The sequence below is a fragment of the Arthrobacter sp. CMU6 genome (assembly GCF_059090205.1).
The window spans coordinates 90,271-110,431 of sequence record NZ_JBNHFL010000011.1; the positions used below are offsets into that span (position 1 = coordinate 90,271).

Consider the following 20,161-nt stretch of genomic DNA (forward strand, 5'->3'; position numbering starts at 1 on the left):
TCTGATGTAGTTCTTCCGGGGCTCTCAAAAGGCCCGACGGCTGCCGTGCGATCAGTCGAAGGCGGGACTTTCGGTCCGGCTACGCTTGATCTCAAAGAAGTGCGGGTAGGCCGCAAGGGTCACCGACGCGTCCCAGATCTTCCCGGCTTCCTCACCCCGCGGAATGCGGGTGAGGACAGGTCCGAAGAAGGCGGTGCCGTTGAAGGCCACCACCGGGGTTCCGACATCCTGGCCCACCAAGGAGATCCCCTTCTCGTGGCTGGCACGCAGCTGCGCATCGTACTCGTCGGAGTCAGCGACGGCTGCCAGTTCGGCGGGAAGGCCGCAGTCCGCGAGGGCCTTGCTGATGACGATCGAGAAGTCCTTCTGGCCGCCGTCGTGGATCTGCGATCCCATGGCGTCGTACAGCGGCTTGACCACGTGGTCGCCATGGTGCTCCTGCGCGGCGATGATGACCCGGACCGGGCCCCAGGCCTTGTCCATGGCTTCACGGTACTTCGGGTCGAGGTCGCGGCCTTCGTTCAGCACCGACAGGCTCATGACGTGCCACTCGGTCTCGATGTTGCGCACGCCTTCCACCTCGCCGATCCAGCGGGAGGTGATCCAGGCGAACGGGCAGAGGGGGTCGAACCAGAAGTCGGCTTTGTTGGCAGCAGTCTCAGACACAGCGAATCTCCTCAGGAAAGTCTTTGGGGGTGCGGCGCGCCGCAGTGGACTACTCGCAGGCGCGCTTAACCGACAGCGACCAACCGGGTGGATTTATTCCGGCTACGCGGACTTGTTCCGGCGTTTGGCCACGACGTCGTGCGTGATCATGGTGGGCTGGGCCTTCTTGGCGACGACGTCCGCCGTGATGACCACGCTGGCGATGTCGTCCCTGCTGGGCAGGTCGAACATGACAGGCAGGAGGACTTCCTCCATGATGGCGCGCAGGCCGCGGGCTCCGGTTCCCCGCTCCAGGGCCTGATCGGCAATCAGGTCCAGGGCGGCGTCGTCGAACACCAGCTCCACGCCGTCCAGCTGGAACATCTTCTGGTACTGCTTGACCAGGGCGTTCTTGGGCGTGGACAGGATCTGGATCAGGGCCGGACGATCAAGGTTGGACACGGTGGTGATGACCGGCAGGCGGCCGATGAACTCCGGAATAAGCCCGAACTTGAGCAGGTCCTCCGGCATCACTTCACCGTAGGAATCGGTGTTCTTGACCTCGTTCAGCGGCGCACCGAAACCGATGCCCTTGCGTCCGGAGCGGGAACCGATGATGTCCTCCAGACCGGCAAAGGCGCCGGCAACGATGAAGAGGACGTTGGTGGTGTCGATCTGGATGAATTCCTGGTGCGGGTGCTTGCGGCCGCCCTGCGGCGGAACCGAGGCAACCGTTCCTTCGAGGATCTTCAGCAGGGCCTGCTGCACGCCCTCACCGGAGACGTCGCGGGTGATCGAGGGGTTTTCGCTCTTGCGCGAGATCTTGTCGATCTCGTCGATGTAGATGATGCCCTGCTCGGCCTTCTTGACGTCATAGTCGGCGGCCTGGATGAGCTTCAGGAGGATGTTCTCCACGTCTTCGCCCACATACCCCGCTTCCGTCAGGGCAGTGGCGTCGGCAACGGCAAACGGCACGTTCAGCCGGCGCGCCAGGGTCTGCGCAAGGTAGGTCTTGCCGCAGCCGGTGGGGCCAATCAGGAGAATGTTGGACTTCGCGATTTCAACGTCGTCGTGGTGGACGCCCTCCGCCAGTGTGCCGCTCTTGGGCGCATGGCCGGCCTGGATCCGCTTGTAGTGGTTGTAAACCGCGACGGCGAGGGAACGCTTGGCCGGTTCCTGGCCAATGACGTATTCCTGCAGGAAGTCAAAGATCTCGCGGGGCTTGGGCAGTTCGAAACTGCCCAGATCGGCGACCTCTGCGAGCTCTTCCTCGATGATCTCGTTACAGAGCTCGATGCACTCGTCGCAGATGTAGACGCCGGGCCCGGCAATGAGCTTGCGCACCTGCTTCTGGCTCTTGCCGCAGAAAGAGCACTTGAGCAGATCCGCGCTCTCGCCAATCCGAGCCATATGTGAACCCCTTAGTATCTTGCCGCAAGGGCAGCTTGCACCGGTTGCTGGATCACGGCCCTACCTGGCGGATCCGGCAATGATTACATCCACTCTAGGTCACATTCGGCCCGAGGGGTGGAAACCGGACGCCGGTGCGGTTCAAAAATCTAAACCGCACCGGCGTCCGTTACTGCCATTTACCCGGCATGTGCCCGCATTTAGCGGGCCAGTGCCTGCGGCTTGATCTTGCGGGAATCGAGGACCTGGTCGATCAGGCCGTAATCCTGCGCCTCTGCGGCGGTGAGGATCTTGTCCCGCTCGATGTCATTGTTGACCTGTTCCGGCGTCCGGCCCGAGTGCTTGGCCAGGGTGTCCTCCAGCCAGGTCCGCATGCGCATGACCTCGGCCGCCTGGATCTCCAGGTCGGATGCCTGTCCGCCCTGGCCGCCGGACAGCGCCGGCTGGTGGATCAGAACGCGGGCGTTGGGCAGTGCCAGCCGCTTGCCCGGCGTTCCCGCGGCCAGCAGCACGGCAGCGGCACTTGCCGCCTGGCCCAGGCAAACGGTCTGGATCTCAGGGCGGATGTACTGCATGGTGTCGTAGATCGCGGTCATGGCCGTGAAGGAGCCGCCTGGCGAGTTGATGTAGATGGTGATGTCGCGGTCCGGGTCCGTGGACTCCAGCACCAGCAGCTGCGCCATGACGTCGTCGGCCGAGGCGTCGTCCACCTGGACACCGAGGAAGATGATGCGGTCCTCGAAGAGCTTGGTGTAGGGGTCCTGGCGCTTGAAGCCGTACGGCGTGCGCTCCTCGAACTGCGGCAGAACGTAGCGGCTTGTCGGCAGGTTACCGGCAGACGATCCGAAATTGTAGTTCATGTTCATTGCTCCTGGATTCAGTTCTGTCGTGATGCCGGTTAGCTCTGGCCGTTGGATGAAGCGTTCTGGGTTCCGCCGCCGCCCGCGACGGATCCTGCATGCGCCGAGATCTTGTCGAAGAAGCCGTACTCGAGTGCTTCGGTGGCGGTGAACCACTTGTCGCGGTCGTTGTCCTTGAGGATGGTTTCCACGGTCTGGCCGGTCTGGTCCGCCGTGAGCTCAGCCATGACCTTCTTCATGTGGAGGATCAGCTCGGCCTGGATTTTGATGTCCGAAGCCGTTCCGCCGATGCCGCCGGAGGGCTGGTGCATCAGGATACGGGCGTTCGGGGTGGCGTAGCGCTTGCCCTTGGTGCCGGAGGACAGCAGGAACTGTCCCATGGAGGCAGCCAGGCCGGTGGCGACGGTGACGACGTCATTGGGGATGAACTGCATGGTGTCATAGATGGCCATGCCGGCCGTCACCGAGCCGCCCGGAGAGTTGATGTAGAGGTAGATGTCCTTGTTGGGGTCCTCAGCGGAAAGCAGCAGCAGCTGCGAGCAGATGGCGTTCGCGTTCTCGTCGCGGACCTCGGAGCCAAGCCAGATGATGCGCTCTTTCAGCAGGCGGTTGTAGATGTAGTTGTCCTGGGCTGCAGGATCGACGGTTGCCATGCGGGGGGCCGCTGCTTGCTGTGACATTTGTACTTACCTCTCGCTGGTGACGGTGACATCACTGAACGACATCACTGAACTTCACTACTTGGACACTAACCGCTTTCGGGGCGGATTTGTTCGCCGGAATCGCGCTGTTCGCTGACGGCGCACGATTGCCTGCGGGGACTGTGCACCGGCCGTTAACGCGCCAGCCCCCGGATCCGAGGACCCGGGGGCTGGCGTCACTGATGCGTGCAGCTGCTAGAACTTCACTGCCGCGGGATCGTCGTTCGCGACGGTCTCGCCGGCTGCCTCTTCAGCTTCGGTCTCTGCGTCGGCTTCGACGGCCGGGGCCTCTTCGCCGCCGGGGCGGACGAAGTCGCTCAGGTCGACCTTGTTGCCCTCGGAGTCGGTGACCTCGGCCTGGCCCAGGACGACGGCCAGCGCCTTGCGGCGGCGGACCTCGGAGACCATCATGGGCACCTGGCCGCTCTGGTCGATGATCTGGGCGAACTGGTTCGGGTCCATGCCGTACTGGCTGGCGGTGGTGACGATGTAGTCGATCAGCTCATTCTGGCTGACGCCGACTTCTTCCTTCTCGGCGATGGCGTCGAGGATGATCTCGTTCTGGAAGGCACGCTCGGTGTTGGCCTTGACCTCGGCGCGGTGCTCTTCGGTGTCGTGCTCGCCTTCCCCGTGGGAGTTCTCGGCCTTGAAGTGCTGCTCGAGCTGCTCTTCAACGACGGATTCCGGAACCGGAACCTCAACCAGCTCAACGAGCTTGTCCAGGACCTTGTCGCGGGCTTCTACGCCCTGCTCGACGACCTTGGAGTCGGCGGCCTGCTTGGCGAGGTCCTCGCGCAGTTCGGCCAGGGTGTCGAACTCGGAAGCCAGCTGGGCGAAGTCATCGTTCGCTTCGGGCAGCTCGCGCTCCTTGACGGACTTGACGACAACCTTGACCTGAGCGGACTCGCCGGCGTGGTCGCCGCCCACCAGGGTGGTGTCGAAGATGGCGTCCTCGTCAGCGCTCAGGCCGGTGACGGCCTCGTCCATGCCCTCGAGCATGGTGCCGGCGCCAACCTGGTAGGACAGGCCGGAAGCGGAGTCCACCTCGGCGCCGTCGATGGTTGCGGTGATGTCGATGCTGAGGAAGTCTCCGTCAGCGGCCGGGCGCTCCACGGTCTTGAGCGTGCCGAAGCGGCCGCGCAGTTCGTCCAGGGCCTTGTCGACGTCGGCGTCGGAGGACTCGGCTGCGGCAACCTCAACCTTGATGCCGGCGTAGTCGGGCAGTTCGATCTCGGGGCGGACGTCAACCTCGGCCTGGAACTTGAGCTCACCGTCGGTGGCGGAGGGGTCCGGAACCTCGGTGATCTCAACCTCGGGACGGCTCAGCGGGCGGATGCCCGATTCCTGGACGGCAGCCTGGTACCAGCCGTTGAGGCCCTCGTTGATGGCGGTCTCCAGGACGTAGCCGCGGCCGACACGCTGGTCGATCAGCTTGGCGGGAACCTTGCCCTTACGGAAGCCAGGAACCTGGATCTGCGAAGCAACAGTCTTGTATGCCTCGTCGATGCTGGGCTTCAATTCCTCAAAGGGGACCTCAACATTGAGCTTGACCCGCGTGGGGGTGAGGTTCTCGACAGCGCTCTTCACGGTCTAAGTACTCCTGGTTTTGTTGGATGGGTTCTGCAAACGCGTTGTTGTGACCAGGCCTGGGGCCCGGGCCGCAGAGTCGGGGTGACAGGATTTGAACCTGCGACTTCCTGCTCCCAAAGCAGGCGCTCTAGCCAAGCTGAGCTACACCCCGTAATGCACAGGACAGTCTACGTTCATCCCTGCCGCGTTTGCACATTTGACACTAGGGGCATGAATTAGGTTTAGTTATATCCGGCTTGAACAGCCACCGAAGAAAAGCCCGAAGGCCAGTGCCGGAACGCTTTCCCTCGGGGACGTAGCTTAATGGTAAAGCCTCAGTCTTCCAAACTGATTACGCGGGTTCGATTCCCGTCGTCCCCTCCACACGAAGAGGCCCCTCGATGAGGGGCCTCTTCCGCGTTAACCCTGCCCCTGAATGATGATGCAGGGGGCTCAGGCATGGCCCCCGATAGCCACCGTGCCGAGGGCTAGGCGCACCTCGGACTGAAGGAAGTCCCCCACCCGCTCCGCCTGCTGGGCCAGCTCCTCCAGCCGGGATGCCCCCGCCGGCTGGAACAGTTCGGCGGTGATCTCCACTTTCTTTCCGGAACGGCGGTGGTGCCAAAGTCCGCGGACAACGCCGTCTACGAGTATGACGGGATAGTTACCTGCCTGCCCCCTGGCCAGGGCGCGGGTCCTTGCCACGCCCGGGAACAGCAGATCCCGTGGCTGGCCGGCCACCACATAGGAATCGAAGTACGGAAGCAGCCTGACGCCCGAAGGTTCCGTAACAATGGCCCCGGCGTCGCTCCGCAGCACCCAGGCCGGCGTCCCTGCCACGGTGACCTGCTCCAGCTCTCCGCGGTGGTCATCAAAGAGGCCGGACGCCCACTCGCGGGGAACCGCCAGCCAGCGGGCGAAATGCGCGGACGTGGCGGGTCCGTAGGCCTGCAGGTAGGCCCGCACGAGCCAGCCAAGCGCCGGCGCAGCATCGGACGGCCGGAACCCGGGAAGCAGCTGCCCGGGGCTGCGGTAGGTCGATGCCCGGCCCCTGCCGGCGCCAAAGCACAGCGCACCACGGAAGCCCGCGGTCCCCATCGCGGCGCGCCAGCGCGGCCACATTGTCTGGAATGCGGGCATCACCGGGTCCGCCGCCCAGGTGCCGGTTCTGGTGACTATGGCGTCGGTGAGCTCGTCGACGGTCAGTTCGTCATCCCGCAGCGCATCGGCAATTGCGGCCACGATCTCATCTGACTGGCCGGGTGTCAGGAATTGTGCCACCGCCGGTGCGGGCGGAATGGCACCCAGTGCCCCGGCCCACTGGGAGAGGTCTGCTGCGGGCAGCAGGTGCACGGTGCCCCGTGGCCCGAACGTCCTGACCAGGGTGCTGTCCTCCCACAGCGCCTTGCGGACGTCGTCCCGGGAAATTCCGGCGCCGCGCATCCCCACGGACAGCTCTGCTGCCTGCATCATCTGGGCGTGCGCGCCGCACATGGCCCGCACGATGTCCGCCGGGGTGCCGCTTGGCGAAGGCGCCGCAAGCCACTGGCGCTCCAGGCGCCTGGCACAGACCTGCGGCCATGAGTACTCCCGTACCGGCCCGTCAGTCACCGCCCGTCACCTCCTCGTCCCCAGCCCGTCAGCTCATGCGGGCTGCTGGCAGGACGGGCACCAGTACAGTTTGCGGGCGGCGTGTTCGGCGAGGGCAACCGGCGTGCCGCAGACACGGCAGGGCTGGCCATGGCGGCGGTAGACAAAGTGCGCCTCCTCCCCCGGCGGAAGCTGGTCACTGCGGGTCCAGAAGCCGGCGGTGGTGGTGATGATCCGGCCGTCGCGGACGCCGCTGGCCATCACAGCGGCGGTGTCGTCCCAAAGGAGGCCGGCGGCGTCCGCCGTGAGCGCGCGGCCGGGAAGCAGGGGGTCGATCCGGCCGCGGAACAGCACCTCGGCCCGGTAGACGTTTCCGACGCCGGCAATCACCTTCTGGTCCATCAGCAGCGTCGCGAGCGGCGTGCGCTTTGCCAGGATGCGCCGGATGAAGTCCTCCCGGCTGCCGCCGGTGTTGTGGAGCGGATCCGGACCCAGGCGTTCCAGCACGGCTGCCGCCTCGGCATCGGTGATGGCCGCGCACGTGGTGGCGCCCCGCAGGTCGGCCCAGCCGTGACCACTCACCAGCCGGACCCGCACGGCTCCCACCGGCGCGGGCGGGCCGGCGTACTCGGCCGGAACAGTGTCGCCGGTGCGGCCGGCCACTTCGCGCTCCCCCACCCTGCGGGGCGCCCCGATGCTGGAGGCACCGCGGAACGCTCTGTCCCCGCCGAAGTCCCAGGCCCCGTAGAGGCCCAGGTGGACGTGCAGCACCAGCCCGTGTTCGAAGTGCAGGAACAGGTGCTTGCCGTGCGCGGACGCGTGCACCATGGTGTGCCCGTCCAGCAGGGCGGCGCCGGCGGCAAAGCGGCCCTGGGGGCTGCTGACAGCAAGCCGCTCTCCGGCAAACACGTCACCGAACTGGCGGGCCAGCCGGTGTATGGAGTGGCCCTCCGGCACTATTCGACGATCTCGCCGGTGGTTTCGTAGGTGGCGATCTTGCCGATGCGGCGGACGTGCCGCTCGTCGTTGCTGAAGGGCTCCTGCAGGAAGGCCTCGATCAGCGACGTGGCTTCCTCGACGCTGTGCTGGCGCCCGCCGACGGCCACGACGTTGGCATCGTTGTGCTCGCGGGCCAGCGTGGCGGTGGCGCGGTTCCAGGCGAGGGCTGCGCGGACGCCCTTGACCTTGTTGGCCGCGATCTGCTCACCGTTTCCGGATCCGCCCAGCACGATGCCCAGTGCGTGGACGCCGGCTTTCTGGTCCGCCACCACTGCGAGCGCCGCGTTGATGCAGAACGACGGGTAGTCGTCCAGGGCGTCGTATTCCTTGGGGCCGTGATCCACCACGTCGTAGCCGTTCGCCGTCAGGTGCTTGACCAGGTGGGCGCTCAGCTCCATGCCGGCGTGGTCGGTGGCGATATGGACCCGCGGAAATGCAGGGTTTGTTGTCACGGTAGCTTCCGTTCAGTCATGAGCACCGGGGCGCAGCCGGGCTGGTACAGGTCAAATCAACAGATCCAAGAGTACTCGGTGTGCCCGCGGCACCGAGGTGCCCCCCGGGCAGTTACGCTTCCGCATCGCCCTGGGCCGGCGGCCGGGTGTCTCGGCGTGCCCTCGCCGCCACGCGGGTCAGCACTTCCGCCAGCCGGGCAGCGGAGTCGGGGTTTCCGCCGCTTACGGCGAGCCGGTGCCCGTCGGTCTTGCGGACGACGACGGCGGGGCCGCTGCTGACGAGCACCGCTGCGGTTCCGTCGTGGTTGCGGTAGCCCCAGCCGCCGTAGTCGGCGGCGCGGACGTCGGCCGGATGGGCTGCGGAGATGGCGGTAGCGGGGACGTCGATGACGCGCAGGATGCCGGCGAGGAAAACGCGCAGTCCGCTGCGGTCCGCAGTGACCCTGGCGAACAGGAACGCTGCCCCAACCAGGGCGGCCGCCACCAGCAGGGCCCCGAGCAACGGCACGGCGATGGCAATCAACGAAGCGGGAAACAGGCTGGCGATGGCGATCATGACAAAGACGGAGCTGCGTGCATGCACCCAGAACCGCACGGAATCCCCGGCAAGATCCGGATCGAGCTCCAGCTCCAGCGCGCGCTGCAGGGCACGGTCATCCTCCGGGGTCCACTGGTGGTCCGCCTTGAAGACGAATCCAATGATGACCCCCAAGGCCAGCGCGGCACCGCTGCCCATGGCCAGGACAATCACATCCACACTTGATTCCCGAGCGTCCGCCACCCCGGCCTGGCCTACCAGTGCCGCCGCCAGCACGGCGGTGACAAAAAGGCTCACCGTCAGCCCTGCGCCCATCATGACCCGGCGCATCACGGTGGGCCGGGAAAGCGGCACGGACTGCAGCAGCACCAGCCAGCCGACGAGGACGATCAGCGCGGCCCCGCCGCCCACGAAGGCGGGGAACGGCGCGAAGGCGGTGCCGCCGTCGTTATTCCACATGACTGCCAGCGGCTCCGGCAGATCCGGCCGCAACAGCACGGCACAGACAGTGAACCCGGCAGCAAGCAACACTGGGAAGCCGATCGCGAACCGCAGCGCCTTGGTGTCCACAGCATCGAGGATCTTTCCCATGCCTTAACGCTACCCCCGCACGGGCCGGCCGGAAGGCCCAGGCTGCGGCAACGGACGGCCACGTGAGCCAGGTAACTTGCCAAGCGGCGCCGAAATGAAACAATGACTTCACAGTGAAGCAACAGCGCTCGTGACCACCGGGCGCTGCAGCCCGCGGGCCGGGCCAGTCCGGCCACCACAACCTCTGGAGGCACAACCTTGCCAGGCATGAACCTGACCCGCGCCGAAGCACGCGAGCGCGCCGCCCTGATCACCGTCGACTCCTACGACGTCAGCCTGGACCTGACCAAGGGTGAGGCTGTCTTCGGTTCCACCACCACAGTCAGGTTCACGGCGGCGCCGGGATCGTCGACGTTCATCGACGCCGTGACGGACGCTGTCCACAGCGTGACGCTGAACGGCCGCGAACTGGACCCCGCCGAGGTGTCCGACGGCATCCGGATCCAGCTGGCGGACCTTGCTGCGGACAACGAGCTGACCGTGGTGGCTGACGCCCCCTACATGAACACCGGCGAAGGCCTGCACCGCTTCGTGGACCCGGTGGACGGCGAGGTGTACCTGTACACGCAGTTCGAGGTGCCGGACTCGCGCCGGATGTTCGCAGTCTTTGAACAGCCCGACCTCAAGGCCACCTTCCGGTTCCGGGTCACCGCGCCCTCACACTGGGACGTCATCTCCAACTCCCCGACGCCGGAGCCGGTGGCTGCCACCCCGGGGAACGACGGCGGCGCCCGCTCGGTCTGGGACTTCACCCCCACGCCCCGCCTGTCCTCGTACGTCACCGCCCTGATCGCCGGGCCGTACCAGTCGGTCCGCAGCGACGTCACCAGTTCGGATGGCCGCGTGGTCCCGCTGGGCGTCTTCGCCCGCAAGTCCCTCATGCAGTACCTCGACGCGGACAACATCTTTGAGCTCACCCGGCAGGGATTCGAGTTCTTCGAGGCCGAGTTCGGCTGCCCGTACCCGTTCGAGAAGTACGACCAGCTTTTTGTGCCGGAGTTCAACGCCGGCGCCATGGAAAACGCCGGCGCGGTCACCATCCTCGAGGGCTATGTCTTCCGCGGCAAGGTGCCGGAGGCGCAGGTGGAACGGCGCGCCATCACCGTGCTGCACGAACTGGCCCACATGTGGTTCGGCGACCTCGTGACCATGCGCTGGTGGAACGACCTCTGGCTCAATGAGTCCTTTGCCGAATACATGTCGCATCTGGCCGCGGTGGAGAACACCAAGTTCCAGAACGCCTGGACCACGTTCGCCTCGGTGGAAAAATCGTGGGCCTACCGCCAGGACCAGCTCCCCACCACCCACCCGATCTTCGCCGAAATCAACAACCTGCATGACGTCGAGGTGAACTTCGACGGCATCACCTATGCCAAGGGCGCCTCCGTGCTGCGGCAGCTGGTGGCCTGGGTGGGGCCGGACAAGTTCATGGCCGGCGTGCGCGAATACTTTGCCAAGCATTCCTGGCGGAACACCGAGCTCGGCGACCTGATGGTCGAGCTGGAGAAGGCCAGCGGGCGCGACTTGGACCAGTGGGGCCGCCTGTGGCTGGAAACAGCCGGCGTGAACTCGCTCAAGCCGGAGCTGGCAGTGGACGCGGACGGCACCATCACGTCCTTCGCCATCCTGCAGTCCGCTGTTTCCGAGCAGCCCACCATCCGGCCGCACCGCCTGGCCGTGGGGTTCTATGACCTCACCGAAGAAGGCACGCTGGAGCGCGTGCACCGCGAGGAGCTGGACGTCGACGGCGTACGCACCGAAGTGCCGGAACTGGCCGGGCTCAAGCGCCCGGACCTGGTCCTGCTCAACGACGATGACCTCGCCTACGCCAAGGTGCGCCTGGACGAGCAGTCCCTCGCCACGGCCACGGCGCACCTGAAGGATTTCCGGGAGAGCCTGCCACGGACCCTGGTGTGGGGCTCGGCCTGGGACGCCGCGCGGGACGGGGAAAGCCCGGCCCGCGGCTACGTCGACCTGATCCTGGCCAACATCGCCTCTGAGTCTGATTCCTCGGTGATCCTGGTGCAGCTGCGGCAGCTGGCCACCACGCTGACCTTCTACGTGGCCGAGGAGCACCGCGAAGCCGCCACCGTTGCCGCCGTCGACCGGCTCTGGGAACTCGCCGCGGACGTGCCGGGCGGTTCAGACGCCCAGCTGCAGTTCATCAAGTCGTTCGCGCTCCTGGCCCGCAGCGGGCAGCAGCTGGACCGGATCGCGGGGCTGCTGGACGGCTCGGTCACCCTGGCCGGGCTGGCCGTGGACCAGGACCTCCGCTGGGAGCTCGTGGCCGCCCTCGTGGTCGGCGGCCGGCTGGGCCAGGCGGACATCGACGCGGAACTGGAGCGGGACAACACCTCCAGCGGCCAGAACGCGGCTGCCCTGGCCAAGGCTGCCATCCCCACCCCGGAGGCCAAGGCCGAGGCCTGGGAGTCGATCGTGGTCAAGGGCGATCTCTCCAACGCCATCCAGGCGTCGGCAGTCGCCGGCTTCACACGGGTGCTGGACACAGCGCTGCTGGAGCCGTACTCGGAGAAGTACTTCGAGGCCGTGCCCGGAATCGTCGCCGAACGGACGCATGCCCTCGCGCAGCAGATCGTCGTCGGGCTGTACCCGGCGCAGCTGACCAGCCAGGCCACCGTGGACCGGACCGACGCGTTCCTGGCATCGCTGCCGGAGGAAAGCGCTGCGCTGCGCCGGATGATGCTGGAAAACCGCGACGGCGTGGCCCGGGCGCTGCGGGCCCGCGCGGCGGACGTTTAGGCGTAGCCGATGGCCCTCGGCGAACACCACTATGCGCTGACGGTCCGCTGGACCGGCAACCTTGGAAGCGGCACGTCGTCCTACCGGGACTACTCCCGGGACCACGACATCGATATTCCCGGGTTGCCGGTCCTGCAGGGCTCGGCTGACCCCACCTTCCACGGCGACCGGTCCCGGTACAACCCCGAGCAGCTGCTGCTGGCGGCGCTGGCGCAGTGCCACATGCTGTCCTTCCTGCACGTCGCGGTGAGGCATGGCGTGGTGGTCCTGTCCTATGAGGACAGCGCCACCGGCATGATGCGGCTGAACCGCGACGGCAGTGGCCAGTTCGAAACCGTGACGCTCCGCCCGCAGGTGACGGTTGCGGATGCCGGACACATCGCACTGGCGGAACAGATGCACCATGAGGCCAACCAGGTGTGTTTCATTGCCCGTAGCGTAAATTTCCCCGTACTGCACGCTCCCGTTACCACAGCCGGAAGTCCTTAGCCAGCGGCAGACCCAGCTAGGCTTAAAAGCGACCAAAGAGCGGCCGGCCTCCCGGTAGGCGCGGAGACCGGCCGCCGCCGGACAGCAGCAAGGAGCCTTCCTGCAGATGTACAGCATGTTCACAACGCCCTCGGCGTCACTGGAGCCCACCGGACTTGACCTGGCCGGCGTGGCCATCAGCCTCGGCGCAGGCATCGTCCTGTGGCTGATCGCGAGTTTCCTGATCGCCAGGATCACCCGGCGCGTGGCGAACGGCACGTCACTGTTCAAGAAACCGCACTTCCGCTGGGTGGCGCCGGCGCTGCGCGCCCTGGACCATGAGCGGCGGGTGCAGCGGGCCAACACGATCGGCTCGCTGCTGAAGAGCGGCATGGGCGTGGTCATCGCCGTCATCACCTGCATCTACATGCTGAAGAACCTCGACGTCGACGTGGCGCCGCTTCTCACCAGCGTGGGAATCCTCGGTATCGCCATCGGCTTTGGCGCCCAGCAGCTGATTCGGGACTTCCTTGCCGGCATCTTCATCACCATCGAGGACCAGTACGGCATCGGCGACATCATTGAAACCAGCGAGGTGGTGGGCGTCGTGGAGTCGATCGGGCTGAGGATCACGCGCGTCCGCGACGACAACGGCGCCATCTGGTACCTCCGCAACGGCGAGATCCTCCGCGTAGGCAACCGCTCGCAAGGAAACTACGTCCCGCCCGCCGAGCCGGACGAATCGGTCGAGGCCGAGCACGCACCCCAGCAGAAGGCCGGAGAATAGCCATGACCATTCCATCCCTCCCCACCCCGCCGGAGCCGGGCGTCCGCAAGCCGCTGATGCGCAACGACCCCTTCAGCCAGCCCGGCTACACGGACAACTTCTATGACGCCGTCGGCGGCCATGAGACGTTCGTGAAGCTCATCGACGTCTTTTACGACGGCGTTGCCACCGATCCGCTGCTGCGCCCCATGTATCCGGAAGAGGATCTGGGCCCGGCCAAGCGGCGCTTCCTGATGTTCCTGGAGCAGTACTGGGGCGGGCCCACCACGTATGGCGAGGAGCGCGGCCATCCCCGGCTGCGGATGCGCCACATGCCGTTCCGGGTGACGCCCGAGGCCAAGGACCGGTGGCTGCACCACATGCGGACAGCAGTCGATTCCCTGGAGCTGCCGCCGCTGCATGAGGGCACGCTGTGGGACTACATGGAACGCGCTGCGCTCTCCATGGTGAACAGCCCGTCCGACGCGCAGGGCTAGTACCGGGGCTCGTTTTCTACCGGGCTGCTGTATTGGTGGCTGTGCTGGTCGGCCGGGAATCGTCCCCGCCTAAAGCAGGCCGGCGCCCGTCCGTGCCAGCACGTGTCCACGGCTGCCGCTGAGCCGGAACCAGCGCCCGGAGCGGTAGAGCTTCTGTTCGTCCCCGCCCAGGAATCCCAAGGCGAGGGCGGCGAACGCCGCTCCAGCCGGCACGCCGTGCCGTTCCTCGAGCCCGCGCCCCCAGACGGTGGCCCGGGCATTGTTCACGATCATGGCTCCGGGCTGGTCCGGGACGATGCCTGCCACCTCGGCGATGCCGGCTTCGGCGGCCTGCCGCAGTTCGGCGTCGGGCACGGTGTCCACCAGTTCCCAGCCGCTGCGCGGCGCGCCCACGCCGGCCCATGATTCGGTGACGGTCGACGGCGGGACCGGCAGATCGGCGTCGTTCTCGCCGGCGCGGGCCAGCCGGTCCAGGACAGCCGCGAGCGGAACCGTGACGTCGACGGCGGACGGCTCTGCCAGTCCCATGGTGCGCAGGCCGAGAATGGTGGGGGTGGACTCCCCCAGGATCCGGGGGCGGAGCACGCAGACGTAGGCGGCCAGTACCGTGCCGGCGGCCTGCAGGCGGATGGCGCCGTCATCGATGGCCTTGGCACGGGTGACGAAGGTCTTCAGATCGGCGAGGTCGCGGGGGTCAGCGAAGCGGAAAGACTGGGTAAGGAGATCAGACACGTTAAGAACACTACCGGCTGGGTCTCGGTTGAGCGGTGCCGGGCCGCCGTCTAGAGTCAAACCATGACTGAAGCGGACGCCGGATTGCAGGCCTTGCCCACGAACGACCCCACGAACTCGCTGCTGGACCTGCTTGACCTCGGCGAGCTGGAAGGCGCCCGCACCGACGAGGACATTTTTATGGGTCCGTCGCAGCGCCAGCCGCACCAGCGCGTCTTCGGCGGCCAGGTCCTGGCCCAGTCCCTGATCGCGGGAATGCGCACCGTGGACGAGGAACGCACCGTCCATTCCATGCACGGCTACTTCCTCCGGCCTGGCGACGCGAACAAACCCATTACCTTCGGGGTCCAGCGCCTGAGGGACGGCCGCTCGTTCTCGGCCCGGCGCGTGCACGCCTACCAGGACGGCACGCCGATCCTGTCGATGATCGCCTCGTTCCAGGCCGTCGACGAGGGAATTGAGCACCAGTCCGAGATGCCCGCCGGAATCCCCGATCCTGAGACGCTCCCCAGCACCGCCGACCTGCTGGGCAAGTTCGACCATCCCGTCGCCCGGCACTGGGCGTACGAACGGCCCTTCGACATCCGCCACGTGGATCCTGCCCTGTATGTGGCGGCCACGGGAAAGAAGGAAGCACGCAACGCCGTGTGGATGAAGACCTTCAGCCCCATGCCGGACAACGCCAACACGCACCGCGCCGCGCTGGCCTACGCCAGCGACTACACGCTGCTCGAGTCGATCCTCCGCAAGCACGGGCTGAGCTGGATCACGCCTGGCATGAGCGTGGCGAGCCTCGACCACGCCATGTGGTGGCACCGCCCCGTCCGCGTGGACGAGTGGCTCCTGTACGTCCAGGAGTCCCCCAGCGCCCAGGGAGCCCGCGGTCTCGCGACCGGCAAGATCTTCAACCGCGAGGGCCTGCACGTGGCCTCTGTGGCGCAGGAAGGCATGGTCCGGGTTCCGACGGACATCAAGAGCAAAGTGGCCGGCGCGGTCCAGACCAAGATCCTGCAGCACCAGATGCGCAAGGCCTGACTCGCTCCGGATACGAAAAAGGCCGGCCCCGGGTGTGATCCCGGGGCCGGCCTTTTTCGTGCTCAGCGCGTGATTAGTCGCGGGTGAGGCGGCGGTGCGTGACACGGTGCGGCTTGGCGGCGTCGGGACCGAGGCGCTGCACCTTGTTCTCCTCGTAGGATTCGAAGTTGCCCTCGAACCAGTACCACTTCGACGGGTTCTCCTCGTCACCTTCGTAGGCGAGGATGTGGGTGGCCACCCGGTCGAGGAACCAGCGGTCGTGCGAGACCACGACGGCGCAGCCCGGGAACTCCAGCAGCGCGTTTTCCAGGCTGCTGAGGGTTTCAACGTCGAGGTCGTTGGTCGGTTCGTCGAGCAGGAGCAGATTTCCGCCCTGCTTGAGGGTCAGCGCCAGGTTCAGCCGGTTGCGCTCACCACCGGAGAGCACGCCTGCCTTCTTCTGCTGGTCCGGTCCCTTGAAGCCGAACGCCGCAACGTAGGCGCGGGACGGCATTTCGACGTTGCCCACCTGGATGAAGTCCAGGCCGTCGGACACGACCTCCCAGAGGGTCTTGTTGGGGTCGATGCCGCCGCGGCTCTGGTCGGCGTAGGAGATCTTGACCGAGTCACCGATCTTCAGCTCGCCGCCGTCGAGGGGTTCAAGGCCCACGATGGTCTTGAACAGCGTGGACTTGCCCACACCGTTCGGGCCGATGACGCCGACGATTCCGTTGCGCGGCAGGGAGAAGGACAGTCCGTCGATCAGGGTGCGGTCGTCGAAGCCCTTCTGCAGGTTCTTGGCCTCAAGAACCAGGCCGCCCAGGCGCGGTCCCGGCGGGATCTGGATCTCTTCGAAGTCCAGCTTCCGGGTGCGGTCAGCCTCGGCCGCCATTTCCTCGTAGCGTGCCAGACGCGCCTTGGACTTGGTCTGCCGGCCCTTGGCGTTGGAGCGGACCCACTCGAGCTCGTCGGCGAGACGCTTGGCCTGCTTGGCGTCCTTCTTGCCCTGGATTTCCAGGCGGGCGCGCTTCTTCTCCAGGTAGGTGGAGTAGTTGCCCTCGTAGGGGTACAGGTGGCCGCGGTCCACCTCGGCGATCCATTCCGCGACGTGGTCCAGGAAGTACCGGTCGTGGGTGACGGCGAGGACAGCGCCCTCGTACGTGGAGAGGTGCTGTTCCAGCCACAGCACGCTCTCGGCGTCGAGGTGGTTGGTGGGCTCGTCAAGGAGCAGGAGGTCCGGCTTCTGCAGGAGCAGCTTGCAGAGGGCCACGCGGCGGCGCTCACCACCGGAGAGCAGGGTGACATCCGCGTCGGCCGGCGGGCAGCGGAGGGCGTCCATGGCCTGCTCGAGCTGGGAGTCCAGGTCCCAGGCGTCGGCGGAGTCGATGGCTTCCTGCAGGTGGCCCATCTCCTCGAGGAGTGAGTCGTAGTCCGCGTCCGGGCTGGCCATCTCCTCGGAGATGGCGTTGAAGCGCTGGATCTTGCCGAAGATCTCGCCCACGCCTTCCTGGACGTTGCCCAGGACGGTTTTCTCCTCGTTCAGCGGCGGCTCCTGTAGCAGGATGCCCACGGTGTAGCCGGGGCTCAGCCGGGCCTCGCCGTTGGAGGGGGTGTCCAGGCCGGCCATGATTTTCAGGATGGTGGACTTACCGGCACCGTTGGGGCCAACAACACCAATCTTGGCGCCCGGGAAGAAGGACATGCTTACGTCGTCGAGAATAAGTTTTTCGCCAACAGCCTTTCGGGCCTTGGTCATTGTGTAGATAAATTCCGCCATGGTTCCAAATCTAATGGGTTGGCGGGCATATCTCACATTCGCGTCAGCCCGCGGCTCCGACGAAGCACTTCCCGCTGGACAGCGCCGGCAAGACGGTAACCGTCACCTTTCCCTCGCGGATCTGGCCGATCACGCATTCCTTTGCCTGGACCGCCGCCGCTTCCATGGAATCCACCTCCAGTCCGGTGGGCGTGCGCCCCGCCGAGACCTCCAGGCTCCTCGCCGGAACGCCTGCCGCCGTGAGCGCCGCTGTGATGTCTGCCGTGGCCGGCTTGGGGTTGGCTGCGACAACTCTTCCCAGGACCTCGGTCATGGTCTTCTGAAGCGCGGCCGTGGCCCCGGCGGCGGCGGGCGCACTGGAGACAGGAGCACTGGAAGCCGGGGCAGGTGCTGAGGGAATTGCCGAGGCTGACACTGAAGCCGATGCTGCCGTGGCCGGCTGCGTGGCCGCATTTCCTGCGGGGGCCTGTCCTTCGGCCGCCGGGCTTACCGTCGCCTGGTCTCCGGAGGCCGTGCAGGAGGCGAGCGCCGAGAGCACTACAGCCGCCACTGCGAGCCGGCCCGTAACCCTCTTGGCATTTTCCCGGACACCGGTGGCCTTGCCGCGGAATGCCTTGTTCCGCTGGAGTGTCATCGCTCGCATCACGCTGCCATTCTGCCATGCGGCACCGCCAGGGGGTGTGGTGCCGCACGCCACGGGCGTTCAGGCAGCTGCTCCGGTAAGCTCTCCCGTTTCGGGATCGAGTTCCAGCTCGTCACCGGCGTCATCGACGAAGATTCCTGCCGCGGCCGCATCCTCCTCGGCTTCGTCATCCTCCATCCGGTCATCATCGACACCGTCGTCGCCAGCGCCTGAGGGGCCGGGAGTGCTGCGGTCCCCGTTCGCGGGACCGACGCCGTCAGCGGCCTGCGGGTTGCCGGAATTGCGGAGGAAGTTGGCGGTGCCCCACTTGAGGTCGTGGCCCACGGCATCCGCGTCGATCTCGGCGTCGTGGTAGACGCGGCCCTCCTTCTCCCAGCTGCGCATCTTCAGCTTGCCCACGATGATGACGCGCTGGCCCTTCTTGATGCTGCAGCCGATGTTTCCGGCCAGCTGCCGGTATCCCTGGACGGTGAACCAGTTGATGTTGCCGTCCACCCAGGCGTTGGCGGCCTTGTCAAACCGACGTTCGGCTGAACCGAGGCGGAATGAGGCGGTGGGAACCCCTCCGGGAGTGGTGGAACTGCGGATCTCCGTGGCAACGAAGCCTCGGACGGTAATGGTGTCGGTCATGTTGGTGTCCTGTCTCGAAGTGTCATGCCCTAGCAGGCATTTCAAGCATCAACCGGCAGCAGACGGACAGCGAGAGGCGAAGTTCCGTATGTGGAAAACCGGCCGGGGAAGCGCGTAACGGAAGGGCAAAACAGCCCGGCGCCTGACGCTGACAGCGCACAAGTCAATGTAGACTTTTTAGGCGCCAGCAATGTGGCGGCCAGCCATTGCCCCAGTAGCTCAGGGGATAGAGCAGCGGCCTTCTAATCCGCCGGTCGGGGGTTCGATTCCCTCCTGGGGCGCGTTGTGGTGGTGGGTCGAGACATCCTTTACGGATGAGTCGAGTCATCGGTTACACCCCGGTCTTCGGACCGGGGTGTTTTTCTTTGCCCGGCGTCAATTGCCAAGCATGCTTACTATTGCGGCCGGACTGTGCCTATGATCGAAGTGGGCGCCGGCGATTTGCGGCGATTTGAACAGGCCGGCCCTACTTGGACCGCCGTCGAGGAAGGAACACCCGCATGCAGCACAGCCAGTCCGGCGGAAACCCCACCGAGCCGGAGACGCCACGGCCTGAGGTCCCGGCGGCAGGTCAGCCAGGCACCCCGGCGCCCCTTGACCCTACTCCAGCGGGCGCGGCGGAGGGTGCGGCGGGGCGGCATCCGGGCACCGCCGCCATCCCCGGTTACGACGGAACTGCGTCACCGCAGCCGGCCACGGTGGAGCCCGAGCGGCGCGTGACCCGTGCCGGGATGATCTGGGCGGCAGTGGCTTCGGCGCTGGTGGTGCTGGTGCTGCTGATTGCCTTTATCCTGCAGAACCAGGAGCTCGTTCAGGTGAAGTTTTTCGGCCTGGAGGGGGCGGTGTCGCTGGGGATGTCGCTCTTCATCGCGGCGGTCGGCGGCGGGGTCCTCGTGGCCATGGCCGGCGCAGCCCGGATCATCCAGCTGCGCGCTGCTGCGCACCGGCGCCGGGTTCAGGCCAGCCGAAAGCGGTAGAGCTGTACGCCCAGGCGACGCCGTCAGTCCTGCAGGTATTCCTTGAGGTTGCCAAGCACCATGGCCCACAGCTTTTCCGACTCCGCGGCCTCGCCGTCACTCTTGTTGTTGCTCTGGGTGATACTGACCCGGGTGCCTTCCGCCACAGGCTCCAGAGCATACTCCACCGTGTGGTAATTCCCCGGCTCGTCGGGAAGTCCCGATAAAGGGCTGTAGTGGGTGATGCGCAAAAGTTCGTTGGGACGGGCTTCCAGCACGGTCCCCTTGTCCTGATAGGACTTGCCCTGCCACTCCCCCTCGAACGTCACAGGTTCACCTTCCCGCCAGGTGGAGGTGACGTGCGTGCCGAGAAAGTATTCCTTGACGTCGGCCGGATCCGTCAGCGCCTTCCAGACCCGCTCCGGCTGTGCGGCGACAACAATGTTCGCCAAGGCGTCCCTGAATTGTCTGTCCATGGTTTCCCCCTCCTGGCGCCACCCTACCCGCGGAAAGGCACCGAGGTAAGGGCACCGGGGCCAGACGGAGCTGGGTCCGGTCCCGCG

Annotated in this window: 20 protein-coding genes and 3 tRNA genes; 8 read left to right on the top strand and 15 right to left on the bottom strand. The window is 66.3% G+C overall.

Annotation, left to right across the window (positions count from 1 at the left end; translation table 11 throughout):
* Window positions 1-51 precede the first annotated feature (51 nt).
* From AC5RWD_RS09890 to AC5RWD_RS09915, 6 genes are all read right to left on the bottom strand, one after another.
* Window positions 52-666, bottom strand: a complete 615-nt coding sequence (locus tag AC5RWD_RS09890; RefSeq protein ID WP_494019842.1) for a mycothiol-dependent nitroreductase Rv2466c family protein — start codon at window positions 664-666, stop codon at window positions 52-54.
* A 102-nt stretch (window positions 667-768) separates the two neighbouring features.
* Window positions 769-2,055 (bottom strand): ATP-dependent Clp protease ATP-binding subunit ClpX, encoded by a 1,287-nt coding sequence (gene clpX, locus AC5RWD_RS09895; RefSeq protein WP_494019843.1) that lies wholly within the window; start codon window positions 2,053-2,055, stop codon window positions 769-771.
* Between the two features lie 200 nt (window positions 2,056-2,255).
* Window positions 2,256-2,915: an ATP-dependent Clp protease proteolytic subunit gene (locus tag AC5RWD_RS09900; RefSeq protein ID WP_003803394.1), complete on the bottom strand. Its 660-nt coding sequence runs from the start codon at window positions 2,913-2,915 to the stop codon at window positions 2,256-2,258.
* Window positions 2,916-2,953: 38 nt separating this feature from the next.
* On the bottom strand, window positions 2,954-3,568 hold the full coding sequence (locus AC5RWD_RS09905; RefSeq protein WP_003803391.1) for an ATP-dependent Clp protease proteolytic subunit: 615 nt from the start codon (window positions 3,566-3,568) through the stop codon (window positions 2,954-2,956).
* A gap of 243 nt (window positions 3,569-3,811) precedes the next feature.
* Entirely contained in the window at window positions 3,812-5,203 is a 1,392-nt protein-coding gene (gene tig, locus AC5RWD_RS09910; protein WP_494019844.1) for a trigger factor, read from the bottom strand.
* Between the two features lie 79 nt (window positions 5,204-5,282).
* Window positions 5,283-5,357 (bottom strand) — tRNA-Pro (locus tag AC5RWD_RS09915).
* 138 nt (window positions 5,358-5,495) lie between these two features.
* On the opposite strand from AC5RWD_RS09915, the gene AC5RWD_RS09920 reads away from it, so the two are divergent.
* Window positions 5,496-5,569 (top strand) — tRNA-Gly (locus AC5RWD_RS09920).
* 69 nt (window positions 5,570-5,638) lie between these two features.
* Here the strand turns inward: AC5RWD_RS09920 and AC5RWD_RS09925 are convergent.
* The 4 genes from AC5RWD_RS09925 to AC5RWD_RS09940 form a co-directional block, all read right to left on the bottom strand.
* Window positions 5,639-6,796 (bottom strand): winged helix DNA-binding domain-containing protein, encoded by a 1,158-nt coding sequence (locus AC5RWD_RS09925; protein WP_494019845.1) that lies wholly within the window; start codon window positions 6,794-6,796, stop codon window positions 5,639-5,641.
* Between the two features lie 33 nt (window positions 6,797-6,829).
* Window positions 6,830-7,732, bottom strand: coding sequence for an Fpg/Nei family DNA glycosylase (locus AC5RWD_RS09930; RefSeq protein WP_494019846.1), 903 nt, complete (start codon window positions 7,730-7,732; stop codon window positions 6,830-6,832).
* Window positions 7,732-8,226 (bottom strand): ribose-5-phosphate isomerase, encoded by a 495-nt coding sequence (locus AC5RWD_RS09935; protein ID WP_494019847.1) that lies wholly within the window; start codon window positions 8,224-8,226, stop codon window positions 7,732-7,734. Before AC5RWD_RS09935 ends, AC5RWD_RS09930 begins: the two co-directional genes overlap by 1 nt.
* Window positions 8,227-8,338: 112 nt before the next feature.
* Window positions 8,339-9,355, bottom strand: coding sequence for a hypothetical protein (locus AC5RWD_RS09940; protein WP_494019848.1), 1,017 nt, complete (start codon window positions 9,353-9,355; stop codon window positions 8,339-8,341).
* Window positions 9,356-9,562: 207 nt separating this feature from the next.
* Between AC5RWD_RS09940 and pepN the strand changes: the two genes are divergently transcribed.
* The 4 genes from pepN to AC5RWD_RS09960 all read left to right on the top strand — a co-directional run bounded on the left by pepN (window position 9,563) and on the right by AC5RWD_RS09960 (window position 13,846).
* Window positions 9,563-12,115 (top strand): aminopeptidase N, encoded by a 2,553-nt coding sequence (gene pepN, locus AC5RWD_RS09945; RefSeq protein ID WP_494019849.1) that lies wholly within the window; start codon window positions 9,563-9,565, stop codon window positions 12,113-12,115.
* A 9-nt stretch (window positions 12,116-12,124) separates the two neighbouring features.
* Window positions 12,125-12,604, top strand: coding sequence for an OsmC family protein (locus AC5RWD_RS09950; protein ID WP_494019850.1), 480 nt, complete (start codon window positions 12,125-12,127; stop codon window positions 12,602-12,604).
* A 106-nt stretch (window positions 12,605-12,710) separates the two neighbouring features.
* Window positions 12,711-13,370 carry a mechanosensitive ion channel family protein gene (locus AC5RWD_RS09955; protein ID WP_494019851.1) on the top strand — a complete coding sequence of 220 codons (660 nt, stop codon included), beginning with the start codon at window positions 12,711-12,713 and terminating at the stop codon, window positions 13,368-13,370.
* 2 nt (window positions 13,371-13,372) lie between these two features.
* A complete protein-coding gene (locus AC5RWD_RS09960) occupies window positions 13,373-13,846 on the top strand; it encodes a globin (RefSeq protein ID WP_494019852.1) in 474 nt (157 codons plus the stop codon).
* Window positions 13,847-13,915: 69 nt separating this feature from the next.
* Here the strand turns inward: AC5RWD_RS09960 and AC5RWD_RS09965 are convergent, their stop codons facing one another.
* Window positions 13,916-14,578: a DUF8185 domain-containing protein gene (locus AC5RWD_RS09965; RefSeq protein WP_494019853.1), complete on the bottom strand. Its 663-nt coding sequence runs from the start codon at window positions 14,576-14,578 to the stop codon at window positions 13,916-13,918.
* A 63-nt stretch (window positions 14,579-14,641) separates the two neighbouring features.
* Here AC5RWD_RS09965 and AC5RWD_RS09970 point away from each other — a divergent pair, with 63 nt between their 5' ends.
* On the top strand, window positions 14,642-15,613 hold the full coding sequence (locus tag AC5RWD_RS09970) for an acyl-CoA thioesterase (RefSeq protein WP_494019854.1): 972 nt from the start codon (window positions 14,642-14,644) through the stop codon (window positions 15,611-15,613).
* Window positions 15,614-15,686: 73 nt separating this feature from the next.
* Here AC5RWD_RS09970 and ettA read toward each other — a convergent pair whose 3' ends face one another.
* Genes ettA through AC5RWD_RS09985 form a run of 3 tightly spaced genes read right to left on the bottom strand, consistent with a single transcriptional unit; the run spans window position 15,687 to window position 18,642 of the window.
* On the bottom strand, window positions 15,687-17,369 hold the full coding sequence (gene ettA, locus AC5RWD_RS09975) for an energy-dependent translational throttle protein EttA (protein ID WP_494019855.1): 1,683 nt from the start codon (window positions 17,367-17,369) through the stop codon (window positions 15,687-15,689).
* A 43-nt stretch (window positions 17,370-17,412) separates the two neighbouring features.
* Entirely contained in the window at window positions 17,413-18,012 is a 600-nt protein-coding gene (locus AC5RWD_RS09980; RefSeq protein ID WP_494019882.1) for a DUF6993 domain-containing protein, read from the bottom strand.
* Between the two features lie 60 nt (window positions 18,013-18,072).
* Window positions 18,073-18,642 (bottom strand): single-stranded DNA-binding protein, encoded by a 570-nt coding sequence (locus AC5RWD_RS09985; protein WP_494019856.1) that lies wholly within the window; start codon window positions 18,640-18,642, stop codon window positions 18,073-18,075.
* A gap of 208 nt (window positions 18,643-18,850) precedes the next feature.
* Between AC5RWD_RS09985 and AC5RWD_RS09990 the strand changes: the two genes are divergently transcribed.
* Window positions 18,851-18,923: transfer RNA gene (locus AC5RWD_RS09990), tRNA-Arg, on the top strand.
* 219 nt (window positions 18,924-19,142) lie between these two features.
* On the top strand, window positions 19,143-19,619 hold the full coding sequence (locus tag AC5RWD_RS09995) for a LapA family protein (protein ID WP_494019857.1): 477 nt from the start codon (window positions 19,143-19,145) through the stop codon (window positions 19,617-19,619).
* 23 nt (window positions 19,620-19,642) lie between these two features.
* On the opposite strand, the gene AC5RWD_RS10000 is transcribed toward AC5RWD_RS09995, so the two are convergent.
* Complete coding sequence (locus AC5RWD_RS10000; protein WP_494019858.1) at window positions 19,643-20,074, bottom strand: SRPBCC family protein; 432 nt, start codon at window positions 20,072-20,074, stop codon at window positions 19,643-19,645.
* Window positions 20,075-20,161 lie beyond the last annotated feature (87 nt).

Bases quoted from the DNA above. Each gene is read 5' to 3' on its own strand.
- clpX (WP_494019843.1), bottom strand. From the start codon at position 2,055: ATGGCTCGGATTGGCGAGAGCGCGGATCTGCTCAAGTGCTCTTTCTGC.
- AC5RWD_RS09900 (WP_003803394.1), bottom strand. From the start codon at position 2,915: ATGAACTACAATTTCGGATCGTCTGCCGGTAACCTGCCGACAAGCCGC.
- AC5RWD_RS09905 (WP_003803391.1), bottom strand. From the start codon at position 3,568: ATGGCAACCGTCGATCCTGCAGCCCAGGACAACTACATCTACAACCGC.
- AC5RWD_RS09940 (WP_494019848.1), bottom strand. From the start codon at position 9,355: ATGGGAAAGATCCTCGATGCTGTGGACACCAAGGCGCTGCGGTTCGCG.
- pepN (WP_494019849.1), top strand. From the start codon at position 9,563: ATGAACCTGACCCGCGCCGAAGCACGCGAGCGCGCCGCCCTGATCACC.
- AC5RWD_RS09950 (WP_494019850.1), top strand. From the start codon at position 12,125: ATGGCCCTCGGCGAACACCACTATGCGCTGACGGTCCGCTGGACCGGC.
- AC5RWD_RS09955 (WP_494019851.1), top strand. From the start codon at position 12,711: ATGTACAGCATGTTCACAACGCCCTCGGCGTCACTGGAGCCCACCGGA.
- AC5RWD_RS09960 (WP_494019852.1), top strand. From the start codon at position 13,373: ATGACCATTCCATCCCTCCCCACCCCGCCGGAGCCGGGCGTCCGCAAG.
- AC5RWD_RS09970 (WP_494019854.1), top strand. From the start codon at position 14,642: ATGACTGAAGCGGACGCCGGATTGCAGGCCTTGCCCACGAACGACCCC.
- ettA (WP_494019855.1), bottom strand. From the start codon at position 17,369: ATGGCGGAATTTATCTACACAATGACCAAGGCCCGAAAGGCTGTTGGC.
- AC5RWD_RS09980 (WP_494019882.1), bottom strand. From the start codon at position 18,012: ATGCGAGCGATGACACTCCAGCGGAACAAGGCATTCCGCGGCAAGGCC.
- AC5RWD_RS09985 (WP_494019856.1), bottom strand. From the start codon at position 18,642: ATGACCGACACCATTACCGTCCGAGGCTTCGTTGCCACGGAGATCCGC.
- AC5RWD_RS09995 (WP_494019857.1), top strand. From the start codon at position 19,143: ATGCAGCACAGCCAGTCCGGCGGAAACCCCACCGAGCCGGAGACGCCA.
- AC5RWD_RS10000 (WP_494019858.1), bottom strand. From the start codon at position 20,074: ATGGACAGACAATTCAGGGACGCCTTGGCGAACATTGTTGTCGCCGCA.